Consider the following 13,836-nt stretch of genomic DNA (forward strand, 5'->3'; position numbering starts at 1 on the left):
CCTCCTACATTAAAGATGATAAATATCAATAACATGATTGATATAGTCATTATCCAGACGAATTTTTTTGCGCTTAATTTGCAGCGCATCCCCGGTAAGATCTATCCACAAACGGGTTGAGCCGAAATAAGTGTCCGTGTGGTTGTAGCGGTGATAGAAGGTGGCCCAGTGGTAGTTCACCTCGGCCTGTTCCGCGCCGGAGGATAACAGCTCCACGTTGCTGATAAGATGCACCGTACGCGGCTCCGGCATGCTGCTGGCGGCTGAGCGTTCGGTTTTTATGCGGTAAACGCGATCTTCCAGGCCTTCGCGATTGGCGTAATAAATCAGCGAAATCTCGCTGTGGGGATCCGTCGTCTGGCGATCGTCGTCAGCCCAGGCCGGCATCCAATATTCGACCTGCGGATGGTAGCAGGCCAGCCAGTCATCCCACTGCCGGTCATCCAGCAGGCGAGCTTCGCGGTACAGAAATTGTTCCACCCGCTGTTGCAGGTTACATGTACTCATTGCGCCACCTCGTCGTTTCGTTGCTGGCGCTCCAGCTGGCGCAGCAGAATGTTTTGCCAATGATGATGCTGACTGAGATACAGGGCTTCATCTTCCGGGCGGGGGCCGGTCATGTGAGGCACGATCCCCAGCGCTTTGGCGTTGTCGTCAGCCTGGCCCTCCAGCCAGCGGGTAGCGCCGCGGCTCAGATCGCTCCAGGGCATGTTGCCGGCGTTGAACCCCAGCTGGCAGGCGCGGAATTCCTCCAGGTCGTCCGGCGTACCCATGCCGCTGACGTTGAAGAAATCCTCATACTGACGAATGCGCAAGGCTCGCTCGTCGGCGTTTTCGCCCTTCGGCGCAAAGCAGAATACGGTCACTTCGGTTTTATTGACGGCAATCGGGCGCACTACGCGCAACTGGCTGGAAAGCTGGTCCATGATGTACAGATTGGGGTAAAGGCACAGGTTGCGGGTTTGGTTCACCATCAGGTCGGCACGGTGTGCGCCGAACGCATCGTTCAAACGGGTGAAGTGCCGATAAATGGGGCGCGACTCCGGGTTCAGCACCCGGGTCCACAACAGCAGATGACCATTCTTGAAGCCGTAGGCTCCGCCGTCGTTTTTTGACGACCAGCAGTTGGCGTCCATGGTTTGGGTGCCGCTGGCGGCATCCCTATGCGCCATGGTGGAGACATAGTTCCAGTGCACCACGCTGACGTGGTAACCGTCCGCACCGTTCTCCATCTGCAGTTTCCAGTTGCCGTCGAAGGTGTAGGAGGATGAGCCGCGCAGAACTTCCAGCCCGCTCTCAGCCTGATCGATGATGAGATCGAGGATCTGCCGCGTTTCGCCCAAATAGTCCTCCAGCGGTTGCACCTCATCACTCAGGCTGCCGAACAGAAATCCGCGATAAGACTCAAAACGCGGCAGCTGCTTCACATCATGTGAGCCGTCCTGCTTGAAACAGGGAGGATAAGCGCCGGTTTTCTCGTCCTTGGCTTTCAGCAGGTGGCCGGCGTTATTGAAGGTCCAGCCGTGGAAGGGGCAGGTGAAGGTACTTTTATTGCCGGCCTTGCGGCTGGCCAACATCGCGCCACGGTGCGAGCAACTATTGATCATGGCATGCAGCCGCATGTCTTTGTCGCGCGTGATGATCACCGGCTGACGCCCAATGGTGAGCGTGTAATAATCGCCTGAGTTGGCGATTTGGCTTTCATGCGCCAGATAAATCCAATTGCCTTCGAAAATGGCTTTCATTTCGAGTTCAAACAGCGCCTCATCGGTAAAAATACCGCGATTGCACTGATATATGCCATTTTCTTTATCAATAATTAAAGCGTGATTTATTTTTTCTTTCAGCTTGGATATTGTCGGATTCAATAATGAATGCATATTCATGACCTCATAGAAAATGGATAGACGGGGCGGTGGGCAATCAATAACCGATTGCCCGTTATTAGCGTCGCTATTCTTTTGTGCGAAAAATATTAATCTTGCAGCGCGCGAGGGCGATTTATTCTGTTCTGTTCGATGCGGTCCGCCGCGGCATAAAGCGTAAAATCAAACTGCACTTCGGTATGCGGGCCGGGCAGATCGCGTTTTGCCGCCAGCGCCGGATCGGTGATTTTCACCGGGTTGGCGATCAGCTCATCGCGGGTAGCGAAAGCGAAGTCATCCCACAGATAACGGTCGCCATTGAGATTGATCTGCGTCGTCAGGTGTTTATGCGCCGGTGCGGAGACGAAGAAATGAATATGCGCCGGACGGTTGCCGTGGCGCCCCAGTCGATTGAGCAAAGCCTGGGTGGGCCCGTCGGGTGGACAGCCGTAGCCCGACGGCACGATGCTGCGCGCCGCGTAGCGGCCATCTGCGTCGGTGGTTATCCGCCGGCGCAGGTTGAAGCCGCTCTGCGATTTATCGAAGAAAGAGTAGTTGCCCAACGTGTTGGCGTGCCAAATATCAACCACCGCCCCCGCCAGCGGCTTGCCGTCGGCGCCTTTGACCTGGCCGTGCAGCCACATCACCTCGCCGTCGTCGTCGCCGTCATCCATCCGCGCGAAGCCGGCGCTCACTGGCGCATTGGCCACATACAGCGGCCCCTCGATGGTGCGTGGCGTACCGCCGCTCAGCCCTTGTTGGCGCTCGCGCTCGTCGTCGCGCAGATCGAGGTAGTGTTCCAGCCCCAAGCCGGCGGCCAGGAGCGCCGCCTCTTGACGTTCGCCCAAGACGTGCAGATAGTTGATCGCCTGCCAGAATTCTTCAGGGGAAATATCATAGCGATCGATGAGCTGACAAATATCGCCCAGCAGATGATGCATGATTTTTTTGAAACGCGGATCACCGTTGTCATTAGTAAAACCGCTGCTGATTTCCAGCAATTTGATAATGTCTTGACGTTGATTGAAGGATATAGACATTGCGAATTCCTCATTGCTTATAATGTAGGTTATACAGAGAACAGGAATTAACAGCTAACCTTGCGGGTTATTATCCCGGTATTTTATTTGTCATCGTCGCGGATCGATGACGGGTGTCGGCATAACGCCGTTACGCGAATTTTCATATAAGGGTAAAGCGGCAGGGCGAATAACAGCTCGTGCAGCTCGGCATTGCTTTCCACATCGAAAATGCTGACATTGGCGTAGCTACCGGCTACGCGCCAAAGATGTCGCCATTTTCCGCTCGCCTGCAGGGTTTGCGAATATGCTTTTTCGCGCGTTTTTATTTCGTCGGCGAGCGCTTTAGGCATATCGAGCGGTAATTTCACGACCATTTCAACTTTGAATAGCATGGCGTAGTCCCTCGTGGTTATTTGCGTCGATAAAAGCGCAGTTTGTCTTCATCGATATCGACCCCCAGGCCCGGGCCTGACGGCAGACTGACGTGACCGTTGGCGAAACGCAGCGGCGTGGTGACCACGTCGTCTTTCAGCAACAGCGGGCCGAACATCTCGCTGCCCCAGTCCAGCTTCAGCGTCGACCAGGCGTGCAGCGAGGCGACGGTGCCCAGCGTGCCTTCCAGCATGGTGCCGCCATAGACGCCGACTCCGGCGGCCTGTGCGACCTGCGCCAGTTTCAGCGCCTGCGCCGGGCCGCCGGCCTTGGCTATCTTCAGCGCGTAGGCGCCGGTAAAGCCGCCCGCAGCCAATGCATAACCGTCGTGAGCGTCGGCCACCGCTTCGTCGGCCAGGATCGGCAGAGTGAAGCGCTGACTGAGCCGGATTAACGCCGTGCGATCCCATTGCGGCACCGGCTGTTCGACCAGATCGATGCCGATCTGCTGCAGCGCCGCCATTCCGCGTACGGCGGTGGCGGCATCCCAGGCCTGGTTAACATCGACGCGAATGCTGATCTCCGGCCCCAGCGCTTGCTTGATAGCCTGGGTGTGGCGCAGATCTTCCTCCAGCGGCCGGGCGCCTATCTTCAACTTGAAGGCGCGATGACGGTCTTCCGCCAACAGGCGTTGCCCTTCGATGATGTCTTGCTGCGTATCGCCGCTGGCCAACGTCCACAGCACCGGCAGGGTGTTGCTGAGCGCGCCGCCGAGCAGGGTGCTGACCGGCAGGCCGAGGCGTTTGCCCTGGGCATCGAGAAAGGCGGTTTCCAGCGCCGACTTGGCAAAGGTATTGCCCTGGACCTGGCCATTCATCAACGCAACCAACGGCGCCAGACCGCTGAAGCTTTTGCCGCTCAGCAGCGGCGCGAGGTAGCCGTCGATCGCCGACTTGATCCCCTCCGGGCTTTGCGGGCCGTAGCTCAGCCCGCCGATGGTGGTGGCTTCCCCCCAGCCGATCAGACCGTCGGCGCAGGTCATGCGCACCAGCGTCAGCGTTTGGCAGCCCATCGTGGCCATCGACAATTTGTGTGGCCGAATAGTGGGAATATCCACCAGCCAGCTGTCGATGCGTTCAATGCGAAGTTCCATGCTTCATTCCTTTTCAGTAAGAAACTCGACAACGCAGCGGTTGAAGAGATCCGGACAGGCGATGTTGGAAATATGCGATGTCGGCAACCGCCGCAGATCGGCGAGTGGCGCATTGGCGACTAAAAACTCGGCGTCCGCCACCGTCGTGACCGGATCTTGCTCACCGGCAATCACCCGCATCGGCCGCGTCATCAAGGCAACCTCGGCGCGCAGGTCGGCCCGCGCCAGCGCCTCGCAGCAGGCGGCGTATCCCTGCGGATTACCGGCCGCCAGGGCCGCCACCAGCGCAGCCACCTGCTCGGGGTGGCGCTGCGCGAATGCCGCGCAGAACCAGCGCGCGGGTGAGGCGGCGGCGATCGGCGCCAACCCGTGTTCCCGTACCTGCTGCGCGCGTTGTCGCCAGCCTTCGGCGTCGCCGATGCGGGCGGCGGTATTGGCGACCACCAGCCGTCCGATGCGCTCGGGGTGATAACGACTGAGCCAGAGCCCGGTCAATCCTCCCATCGAAATGCCGCAAAAATGGGCGTTCGGCGCATCCAAATGGTCGAGCAGGGCGATGACGTCTTCAGCCAACTGCTGCAGTTGCAGCGGCGCTTTCGCCAACGGGGTGGCTCCGTGGCCGCGCTGGTTGTAGCGCAATAGGCGAAAGCGTTCGGTCAGCGCCGCCAACTGCGGTTGCCACATCTCGAAGGTGGTGCCCAGCGAGTTGGACAGCACCAGTAGCGGTGCGTCGGCCGGGCCGTCGAGGCGATATTCAATATCCATGATTGACCTCATACCCGTTCGATAATCAGTGCAATGCCCTGGCCGACGCCGATGCACATGGTGCACAGCCCGTAGCGCCCGCGCGTTTTTCGCAGTTGCCAGGCGGCGTTCATCACCAGCCGGCCACCGGAGGCGCCCAGAGGATGGCCGAGCGCAATCGCGCCGCCGTTCGGGTTCACCTGCGGCGCATCGTCGCGCAGTCCCAGCTCGCGGGTCACCGCCAGCGCTTGCGCGGCGAAGGCTTCGTTCAGTTCGATCACGTCCATCTGTTCGAGGGTCAGGCCGGCAATATGCAACACTTTGCGCACCGCCGCCGCCGGTGCAAAGCCCATGATCGCCGGTTCGATGCCGGTGACGGCGCTGGCAACGATGCGTGCCATTGGCCGCAGGCCATGGCGAGCCACGCTGCGCTCGCCGGCCAGCAGCAGCGCGCAGGCGCCGTCGTTCAGGCCGGATGCGTTGCCGGCCGTAATGCTGCCCTGCGGGGCGACCACCGGCCTGAGTTTTTCCAGTGCGGCTAAGGTGGTGGCGCGCGGATGTTCGTCCTGGTTGAAGGTCAGCGGCTCGCCTTTCTTCTGCGGGATAAGCACCTCGATCAGTTGGTCGCTGTAAAAGCCGTTTTCCTGTGCGGCGGCGGTGCGTTGCTGGCTGCGCAGGGCGAAGGCGTCCTGATCGCGACGGCTGATACCGAATTGCGACGCCACGTTTTCGGCGGTCTGCGGCATCGTGTCCACGCCGTACAGCGCCTGCATCTGTGGGTTGATAAAACGCCAGCCCATGGTGGTGTCTTCAATCTTCATCGTGCGGCTGAAGGCGCTTTCCGCCTTGCCCATCACATAAGGCGCCCGCGACATGCTTTCCACGCCGCCGGCGATCATCAGCTCGCTCTCGCCGGTTCTGATGGCGCGCGCCGCAGCTGCTACCGCATCCAGGCTGGATCCGCACAGGCGATTGATGGTGCAGCCGGGCACCTGCACCGGCAGGCCGGCGAGCAGCAGCGCCATGCGCGCGACATTGCGGTTGTCTTCCCCCGCCTGATTGGCGCAGCCGAACAACACGTCGTCCACCTGGCTCCAGTCGAGCGTCGGATGGCGTGCCTGCAGCGCTTTCAATGGCAGAGCGGCCAAGTCGTCGGCGCGTATGCCGGCCAGGCTCCCATTGAGGCGACCGAAGGGCGTGCGGACGGCGTCACACAGATAAGCTGGATTCATGGCGCGGTTCCCCGTGTTGAAGGGTGAAAGTCAGTTCGACCGGGGTGACGTCCTGCAGTTGTTGCGGGGTCAGGCCGGCAAATATTTCACGCACCACCAGTCCCTGGGGAGTGACGTCCATCACCGCCAGATCGCTGTAGATGCGGTCGATGCAGCCGACGCCGGTTAACGGATAGCTGCATTGGCGAACGATTTTGCATTCACCCGTTTTGGTCAGGTGTTCGGTCATCACAAACACCTGGCGTGCGCCGATCGCCAGATCCATCGCGCCGCCGACCGCCGGAATCGCCCCCGGTGCGCCAGTGCTCCAGTTCGCCAGATCGCCGCGTTCGGAGACCTGATAGGCGCCCAGCACGCAAATATCCAGGTGGCCGCCGCGCATCATGGCGAAAGAGTCGCCGTGGTGGAAAAAGCAGCCGCCTTTCAGCAGCGTAACCGGTTGTTTGCCGGCATTGATCAATTCCGGGTCCTCTTCGCCCGGCGTTGGCGCCGGGCCCATGCCGAGAATGCCGTTTTCGCTGTGCAGGAAGATCTCTTTATCGGCCGGCAGATAGTTGGCGATCTGGGTTGGAATGCCGATACCGAGATTGACGTAGGCGCCTTCGGGAATATCGCGCGCGATGCGCTCAGCCAGCTGTTGATGGGTCAGTTTGCTCATGATGCGTTCCTTAAGCCGAAAGCTGGGCTGCACGGGGAGAAGAGGGCACCAGACGCTGCACGAAGATGCCGGGCGTGATGATGTTTTCCGGATCCAGTTCGCCCAACGGCACCATATGGTTGACTTCGACGATGGTGCAGTTGGCGGCCATCGCCATAATCGGCCCGAAGTTGCGCCCGGTTTTGTCATAGCGGAGGTTGCCCCAACGGTCGGCTTGTTCTGCCTTGATCAGCGCGAAGTCGGCCTTCAGCGGCAGTTCGAAAACATATCGGCGGCCGTCGATCTCGCGGGTTTCCTTTCCTTCCGCCAATTGGGTGCCATAGCCGGTCGGGGTATAGAAACCGCCGAGCCCGGCGCCGGCGGCCTGGATGCGCGCCGCCAGATTGCCTTGCGGAACCAGCTCCAGCTCCAACTCGCCACGGCGGTAGAGGTCGTCAAACACCCAAGAATCTGCCTGCCGTGGGAAAGAACACACCACTTTGCGCACACAGCCGGCTTTCAGCAGAGCCGCCAGGCCAAAATCGCCGTTACCGGCATTGTTGCTGATCAGCGTAAGCGCGCGTGGCCGGCGACGGATCAGCGCATCCAGCAGTGCGTAGGGCTGCCCGGCCGGACCGAATCCTCCGACCATAAGGGTGGCGCCATCCGGAATATCTGCGACGGCGGCGTCTGCGGACGCCATGCTTTTATCGATCATCAGTTCTCCTCAAGGCTCGGTTAGGACGTTGCGCCAACAACCAGCGGGTTTGAAATTAACCTAGAGGATGAAAAAAGCATCAGCAAGTGCGAATATCAGAACATTGTGCGATTATCGGTGCATTGAGGTTTTAGGTCTGCATTTTGTGATGCAGGCGGCTAAATTGGCATCGGATGCGATACGCAGGACTTTGCTGCCGTATTGAGCGTGTAAATTGAGAGCAGATACTAATGGGAGGCCTGAATGAGTGAAGTTCCTGAATTTGGCACCGAAGAACTGCGTCGGCTGCAGGAGATCGGTGATTTAAGCAACGACCAGTACAAGGGCGATCCTAATTTTATGGCCTCGCTGGCCAGAGGGCTGGAGGTGTTGCAGGCCTTCAAGCCACAGTATTCGCAGATGTCGGTGTCAGAGATCAGTCAACAAACCGGCATTCCGCGCGCAGCGGTGCGCCGTTGTTTGTATACCCTACGAGCGCTGGGATTCGTGCATTGTCCCGATGGGCGCCACTATCGCTTGCTGCCGCGTGTGCTAACTATCGGTCACGCTTATCTTTCCTCTTCCGAGCTGGCGAAGGCGGCGCAAAACTCGCTGGACTATCTCAGCAAATTGCTTAATGAATCCTGCTCGGTGGCGACGCTGGATGGCGATAACATTTTGTATATCGCCCGGGCCTCGGTTAAACGCATCATGACTATCGATCTGGGGCGCGGCAGCCGTCTGCCGGCCTATGCGACGTCGATGGGGCTGGTGTTGCTCAGCGCGCTGGACGAGGGAGAGCTGGAGGATTATCTGTCGCGGGTCACTTTCGAACCGCTGACCGAGTTTACCGTCACCTGTGCGGAGCAGCTGCAGGAACAGTTGGCCAGGGTACGCAGGCAGGGGTATGCCATCAACGATCAACAGCTGGAGATCGGCCTGCGTTCCATTGCGGTGCCGATGCATTCACGCAAAGGCGGGGTTGTGGCGGCAATGAACGTTGGCGTCAATGCGTCGCAGATCTCGGCGGCGGAGCTGCGCGAACGAGTGCTGCCGCAGCTGCAGCGCACGGCGATGGAGCTGGCGCTGCTGCTGTAGGGCGAGCGGATTAATGCAGTTCGGCGCCGCTGCGGTCGGCCAGCGCTTCCAGCAGCGGGGCGGAAGGCACGAAGAACAGAGTGCCGGTCACCGCGCGGCTGAAATCGAGCAGCCGATCGTAGTTGCCGGCCGGGCGGCCGATAAACATGTTTTCCAGCATCTGCTCGATCGGCTGCGGAGAGCGCGCGTAGCCGATAAAGTAGGTGCCGAACTCGCGCAGGCCGGGGCGGCCGAACGGCATGTTGTCGCGCAGAATTTTCACCTCGTTGCCTTGCTCGTCGGTGATGGTGGTCAGCGAACTGTGCGATGACGACGGTTTGACCGCTTCATCCAGCTCGATGTTGGACTGCTTATGGCGGCCGATGATCTTCTCCTGCGTTTCCACGCTGAGCGAATTCCAGCCCTGCATGTCGTGCAGGTATTTCTGCACCAGCACATAGCTGCCGCCGCTGAACGCCGCGTCTTCGTCGCCGATCACCGTGTAATCGAAGGCTTCATGCCCTTCCGGGTTCTCCGTGCCGTCGACGAAGCCGATCATGGCGCGCTGATCGAAGTAACGGAAGCCGTGCACCTCCTCGATCACCGTCACGGCGTCGCCTAGCTTGCCGATCAGCTGAGAGGCCAGTTCAAAACACAGATCCATTTCATCGGCGCGGATATGCAGCAGGATATCGCCGGGCGTGGCAACGGCGACGCGTTCCCCGCTGCCGATCGGGCTGAACGGATGCAGCTGGCGGGGGCGCGGCGCGCCGAACAGCGTATCCCAGGCCTCGGAGCCGAAGCCGCAGACGCAGGTGAGGTTGCCCGCCGGCGCGCGTTTGCCGACCGAACGCACCACGGCGGCGATGTCGCCGCACCAGGCGCGAACCGCCGCCAGATGGGCGGGAACGGGCGACAGGGTGGCGACGATAAAGATGGCATGGCGCGTCACCGGCGTGAATACGGCTTGCGGCAGGGGGGTATTTGCATTCATTGCATTCGGCTCCAGTGTGTTCGGGTGAAATAGCTCAGATCAAATTAAAGTGCTCGTCGGGTTTCATCGGCGGTGGCAGCGGGCTTTGGTCATTCATTTCCAGCAGGTTGCGCTCAATGGTGTTGCAAATGGCGTTTAACGGCAGATGGTTGGCCGACACGCCGAACGGATCCTCCAGCTCTTCGGCCAGTGAGTCCCAGGATAAGAAGGTATAGGAAATGAACACCGAAACAAACGGTGTCATGTAATGCAGATCGGTCACCAGGGCAAAAGGCAACAGGCTGCAGAACAGGTAAACGGTGCGCTGGAGGATCAGGGTATAGGCGAACGGCACCGGGGTGCTGACGAGCCGTTCGCAGCCGCCGAGGGCGTGGGACAGCTCGCTCAGCTTGTTGTCGAGCAGCTCGAAAGTGATGTCGCTCAATAGCCCCCGTCGGCGCAGCTTGCCGATCTCCTGGCCCAGCATCAGCAGGATGCGGTTGGTCGGCATCGGGCTGGCGATCACTTCGGCCAGCTCTTTGCTGCTGAGATTGTGGTACAGATCGGCGGTGGGATCGGTGGCGCGCAGCTGATGCTTCAGGCTCCAGCTGAAGGCGATCAGCAGCTTGGCGACCTTTTGCTGCACCGCCGGTTCGTCCGGCAGCAGGCTTTTGATCTGGCGCAGCAGGGATCGCTCGGTAATCAGCAGCGAGCCCCACAGGTTGCGCGCCTCGACAAAGCGGCTGTAGCCGGCATTATTGCGAAAGCCGAGAAAAATCGCGATGGCGATGCCCAGCAGGCTGAACGGCGCGATGGTCAAATGCACGCCGAGCTGTTCGTACCATTGGTAGCTGATCACCGCCACTATCGACATCAGCACGTTCAGCGACAGGCGAAAGGTGATCTTTGACAGCACGGAACCGTGCCAGGCGAACAGGCGAAAAAACCAGTTCTGGTGCGGGCGGATTATCATAACGTGGGCGCTTCCTGGTGTCCTGCTATTGAGAATAGTCGATTCTTATCCGGCGGGGTTAGGCCGCCGTTGTCGATTGCCAGAGCCGCTGCGGGTGCGTATAGACGGTGGCGCGCCCCGGCTTGCTGAAGCCCACCAGCGTCAGGTTGCTGCGCTCGGCCACCTCCACCGCCAGGCGGGTGGCGGCGGAAACGGCGAACAGGATCTCGACGCCGCACATGGCGGATTTTTGCACCATTTCGTAGCTGGCGCGGCTCGACACCAGCGCAGCCCCTTGCAACCACGCCTGTTGGCTGCGATAACCCAGCAGTTTGTCGAGCGCCACATGGCGGCCGACGTCTTCACATCCGCCGTTGAGCGCGCCGTCCGGCTGGATCCAGGCCGCCGCGTGGGTGCAGCCGGTCAGTTTCCCCACCGTTTGCACTTCCTGCAGCTGCGCCAACGCCCGATCGAGCAGCGCCAAATCGAAACGCTGCGTGAAAGGCAGCGGCGCGATGGGCTGAGCGACCTCCTGCAGTTGCTCGACCCCGCAGACGCCGCAGCCGGTGCGGCCGGCCAGGCTGCGGCGCTTCTCTTTCAGCTGCATAAAGCGGCGGCTCGAGAGTTCCACATGCACTTCAATGCCATTGCAGGCCGGTTGCTGGCGGATGTCGTAGATATCGTCGGGGGAGGCGATGATGCCTTCGGACAGCGAAAAACCGATGGCGAAGGCCGCCAGGTCTTTCGGCGTCGCCATCATCACCACGTGGGAAATGCCGTTGTACACCAGGGCAACCGGCACTTCTTCCGCCAGCCAATCTTGTTGCGCCTGAGCCAGATCGTTGCGCTGCCAGACCGCATGGCGAGACAGGCAGGCCTGTTCGATGTCGTCGGTTTCTGCGAGGAGTAGGTGCTTGTTCATAACGTTCTCGTGACCGTCGGTGACGAGGCGCCGACGGGGATGAATGCTTATTGAGCAGGTGTGGGCATTATACAGGATTCTGATCCCGCTCGCGTAGGGAATCACGCCCTGCAGGTTATCCACAGTTTTAGTGGATAACGTGTGCGCAAGGCAGAGTGAAACCGTTAGCAGGCGTAAAAAAAAATCGCTCAGAAAATTATTATATTACGCGTCAAACTGTGTTCTGACGGGGGATAGGGGGGTTCACGCGTTCGCGTTTTGTTTATGCTTTACTGTATAAATATACAGTTTGGTTATGAATATGCTGAGCACTTCAAGGTTGTATGCTTTTTCACCAGGTGAGCCCCTGACGTTACCGCTGTTTGCCGATCGTGTGGCCTGCGGTTTTCCTTCACCGGCGCAGGACTATGTCGAGAGCCGGCTGGATATCGGCAAGCTGCTGGTGCGCCATCCTAATGCCACTTATTTCGTGCGCGCCAGCGGTGAGATGGAGCGAGCAGGATGGATCAGGCACTACCGACAGATTAAGAAACTGAGCATCCGAGAAACAGCAGACGCGACAGGCTGCAGTACTTCCCAAGTTTGTCGCATTCAGGCCTTCTATAAAGAAGTTGAGACTGATTAAAAAGCAGCCTTAATGTACAATAATTTTCTATATCCAAACTGACCCCATGAACAATCAATGAGTTAGAGGTGAAAGATGATTTCATACAAAAAAACCATACCTGCTCTTGTCATATTCGCTTTATCTAATGCTGTGGCATATGCGAATGATTTCGACAAATCAAATGAAGCGATGGCAATTTCAGCAATAGGTTTTTCTGGCTCAAATGCTCGTGTTGCACATGATGTTTGTGGGGCAACCAATGAGAAGATTGATAAATATAAAAAACAAATAAAAGACTCATTAACTAGAACATTAAAGTATGAACAGTCAGGATTCGATACGCATTGGGATAATGGTTGGAAAAATGCTGATTTTTTGGTTAAGTCATTAAGTAATGATGAAGCCTATAAAAAAGAATATTGCCGAGAGGTTTTAGATGGAATTAATAATCCTGAAATGAATTAAGGATTATTCCTTATTCGGGGTTCTACGCCGGAACCCCAGATTTTTCCGTCCGCTAAAATTATCCCCGGTTGAGCAGCTTTATACCGTCAGCTCGCAGTGGACCATCAGGGGAAATGTGGCGGTACAGCGTTTGTCGGGTTATCCCAAGCTCCTGGCATAACGTACTGACTTTCGTCTCTGGCCGTCCCATTGATGCCATTGCCAGTTGCAATTTTATTGGCGTCATTTTGTAAGGCCGTCCGCCGTTCCTCCCGCGGGCTCTTGCTGAGGCAAGGCCTGCCGCTGTTCTTTGCGGCGCTGTAAGCAGCAGAGACCGACGGCCGCGCGCGACTGGCTCGACACCCGCTTAGTCCCGCCCTCTGGTCAAATGCAGGCTGACGTGTACAGCCTGCAGGCAGAGGATTTCGTCTGGCAACCGGTATCGCCCGCCGTCGGCGCCGTTCGCAATGACAATCCCTCACTCATCCTGCCCATCGATACGCCAACGGTCTGAGTGCCGCATTATCCACAGTTTTGGTGGGTATCATGTGTGCAAACACACGTGAAGAACGCCAAAAGCTGTAGGAAAAATCACTCAGAAAATTATTATATTACGCGGGAAAGCGCGATCCGCAGGGGGATTTGGGGTTGCGCGCGTTCGCGTTTTGTTTATGCTTTACTGTATAAATATACAGTTTGGTTATGATTATGCTGAGCAATTCAAGATTGTATGCTTTTTCACCAGGTGAGTCTCTGACGTTACCGCTGTTTGCCGATCGCGTGGCCTGCGGCTTTCCTTCCCCGGCGCAGGACTATGTCGAGAGCCGGCTGGATATCGGCAAGCTGCTGGTGCGGCATCCCAACGCCACCTACTTTGTACGCGCCAGCGGCGAGTCGATGATCGACGGCAATATTCAGGACGGCGATCTGCTGATCGTCGACAGCGCCCTGACGCCGGAACACGGCAATATCGTGATCGCCGCCGTGGACGGTGAATTCACCGTCAAAAAACTGCAGCGCTATCCCGACGTGCGGCTGTTGCCGATGAACCCCGCCTATGCGCCGATCGTGTTCAACGACGAGGCGCAGCTGGAGATCTTCGGCGTGGTGACCTTTATCGTCTACGCGGCGCTGTAACC

General features: G+C 58.5%; 15 protein-coding genes and 3 pseudogenes. 5 read left to right on the forward strand and 13 right to left on the reverse strand.

Annotated features, from left to right (window positions below; all coding sequences use genetic code 11):
* Positions 1-9 precede the first annotated feature (9 nt).
* The 9 genes from benB to MMS95_RS03845 all read right to left on the reverse strand — a co-directional run bounded on the left by benB (position 10) and on the right by MMS95_RS03845 (position 7,743).
* The gene (gene benB, locus MMS95_RS03805; protein ID WP_033632703.1) at positions 10-507 is read right to left on the reverse strand and encodes a benzoate 1,2-dioxygenase small subunit; all 498 of its coding nucleotides are present in this window, start codon (positions 505-507) and stop codon (positions 10-12) included.
* Positions 504-1,868 carry a Rieske 2Fe-2S domain-containing protein gene (locus tag MMS95_RS03810; RefSeq protein ID WP_232733413.1) on the reverse strand — a complete coding sequence of 455 codons (1,365 nt, stop codon included), beginning with the start codon at positions 1,866-1,868 and terminating at the stop codon, positions 504-506. Before MMS95_RS03810 ends, benB begins: the two co-directional genes overlap by 4 nt.
* A 107-nt stretch (positions 1,869-1,975) precedes the next feature.
* Positions 1,976-2,905, reverse strand: a complete 930-nt coding sequence (catA, locus tag MMS95_RS03815) for a catechol 1,2-dioxygenase (RefSeq protein ID WP_021505768.1) — start codon at positions 2,903-2,905, stop codon at positions 1,976-1,978.
* 83 nt (positions 2,906-2,988) lie between these two features.
* The gene (gene catC / locus MMS95_RS03820; protein WP_015378320.1) at positions 2,989-3,279 is read right to left on the reverse strand and encodes a muconolactone Delta-isomerase; all 291 of its coding nucleotides are present in this window, start codon (positions 3,277-3,279) and stop codon (positions 2,989-2,991) included.
* Positions 3,280-3,296: 17 nt separating this feature from the next.
* A complete protein-coding gene (locus tag MMS95_RS03825; protein ID WP_015378319.1) occupies positions 3,297-4,412 on the reverse strand; it encodes a muconate cycloisomerase family protein in 1,116 nt (371 codons plus the stop codon).
* Between the two features lie 3 nt (positions 4,413-4,415).
* Positions 4,416-5,177 (reverse strand): 3-oxoadipate enol-lactonase, encoded by a 762-nt coding sequence (gene pcaD, locus MMS95_RS03830; RefSeq protein WP_085336712.1) that lies wholly within the window; start codon positions 5,175-5,177, stop codon positions 4,416-4,418.
* Positions 5,178-5,185: 8 nt separating this feature from the next.
* Entirely contained in the window at positions 5,186-6,388 is a 1,203-nt protein-coding gene (gene pcaF / locus MMS95_RS03835; protein ID WP_085058739.1) for a 3-oxoadipyl-CoA thiolase, read from the reverse strand.
* Entirely contained in the window at positions 6,366-7,046 is a 681-nt protein-coding gene (locus tag MMS95_RS03840) for a 3-oxoacid CoA-transferase subunit B (RefSeq protein WP_033632707.1), read from the reverse strand. Before MMS95_RS03840 ends, pcaF begins: the two co-directional genes overlap by 23 nt.
* A gap of 10 nt (positions 7,047-7,056) precedes the next feature.
* Positions 7,057-7,743: a 3-oxoacid CoA-transferase subunit A gene (locus MMS95_RS03845; protein WP_085058738.1), complete on the reverse strand. Its 687-nt coding sequence runs from the start codon at positions 7,741-7,743 to the stop codon at positions 7,057-7,059.
* Positions 7,744-7,986: 243 nt separating this feature from the next.
* Between MMS95_RS03845 and MMS95_RS03850 the strand changes: the two genes are divergently transcribed.
* A complete protein-coding gene (locus MMS95_RS03850) occupies positions 7,987-8,820 on the forward strand; it encodes an IclR family transcriptional regulator C-terminal domain-containing protein (protein WP_033632708.1) in 834 nt (277 codons plus the stop codon).
* 10 nt (positions 8,821-8,830) lie between these two features.
* On the opposite strand, the gene MMS95_RS03855 is transcribed toward MMS95_RS03850, so the two are convergent.
* The 3 genes and pseudogenes from MMS95_RS03855 to fdhD all read right to left on the reverse strand — a co-directional run.
* The gene (locus tag MMS95_RS03855) at positions 8,831-9,793 is read right to left on the reverse strand and encodes a Dyp-type peroxidase (RefSeq protein WP_033632709.1); all 963 of its coding nucleotides are present in this window, start codon (positions 9,791-9,793) and stop codon (positions 8,831-8,833) included.
* A gap of 34 nt (positions 9,794-9,827) precedes the next feature.
* Positions 9,828-10,745, reverse strand: a complete 918-nt coding sequence (locus MMS95_RS03860) for a bestrophin family ion channel (RefSeq protein ID WP_242141398.1) — start codon at positions 10,743-10,745, stop codon at positions 9,828-9,830.
* 58 nt (positions 10,746-10,803) lie between these two features.
* Positions 10,804-11,574 (reverse strand): annotated as a pseudogene (gene fdhD, locus MMS95_RS03865) (formate dehydrogenase accessory sulfurtransferase FdhD); the annotation flags it as partial.
* A 367-nt stretch (positions 11,575-11,941) separates the two neighbouring features.
* Between fdhD and MMS95_RS03870 the strand changes: the two are divergent.
* The 3 genes and pseudogenes from MMS95_RS03870 to MMS95_RS03880 form a co-directional block, all read left to right on the forward strand.
* Positions 11,942-12,133: pseudogene (locus tag MMS95_RS03870) on the forward strand (DNA polymerase V); the annotation flags it as partial.
* Positions 12,134-12,271, forward strand: a complete 138-nt coding sequence (locus MMS95_RS03875; RefSeq protein WP_175606842.1) for a helix-turn-helix domain-containing protein — start codon at positions 12,134-12,136, stop codon at positions 12,269-12,271.
* Positions 12,272-12,346: 75 nt separating this feature from the next.
* The gene (locus tag MMS95_RS03880) at positions 12,347-12,718 is read left to right on the forward strand and encodes a hypothetical protein (RefSeq protein ID WP_126171699.1); all 372 of its coding nucleotides are present in this window, start codon (positions 12,347-12,349) and stop codon (positions 12,716-12,718) included.
* Positions 12,719-12,776: 58 nt separating this feature from the next.
* Here MMS95_RS03880 and MMS95_RS03885 read toward each other — a convergent pair.
* Positions 12,777-13,010 (reverse strand): annotated as a pseudogene (locus tag MMS95_RS03885) (resolvase); the annotation flags it as partial.
* Positions 13,011-13,399: 389 nt separating this feature from the next.
* Between MMS95_RS03885 and umuD the strand changes: the two are divergent.
* Entirely contained in the window at positions 13,400-13,834 is a 435-nt protein-coding gene (gene umuD / locus MMS95_RS03890; protein WP_015378308.1) for a translesion error-prone DNA polymerase V autoproteolytic subunit, read from the forward strand.
* Positions 13,835-13,836: the final 2 nt, after the last annotated feature.

The organism is Serratia sp. PGPR-27 (genome assembly GCF_022678525.1).
In the GTDB taxonomy this organism is placed as follows: Bacteria; Pseudomonadota; Gammaproteobacteria; order Enterobacterales; family Enterobacteriaceae; genus Serratia; species Serratia nematodiphila.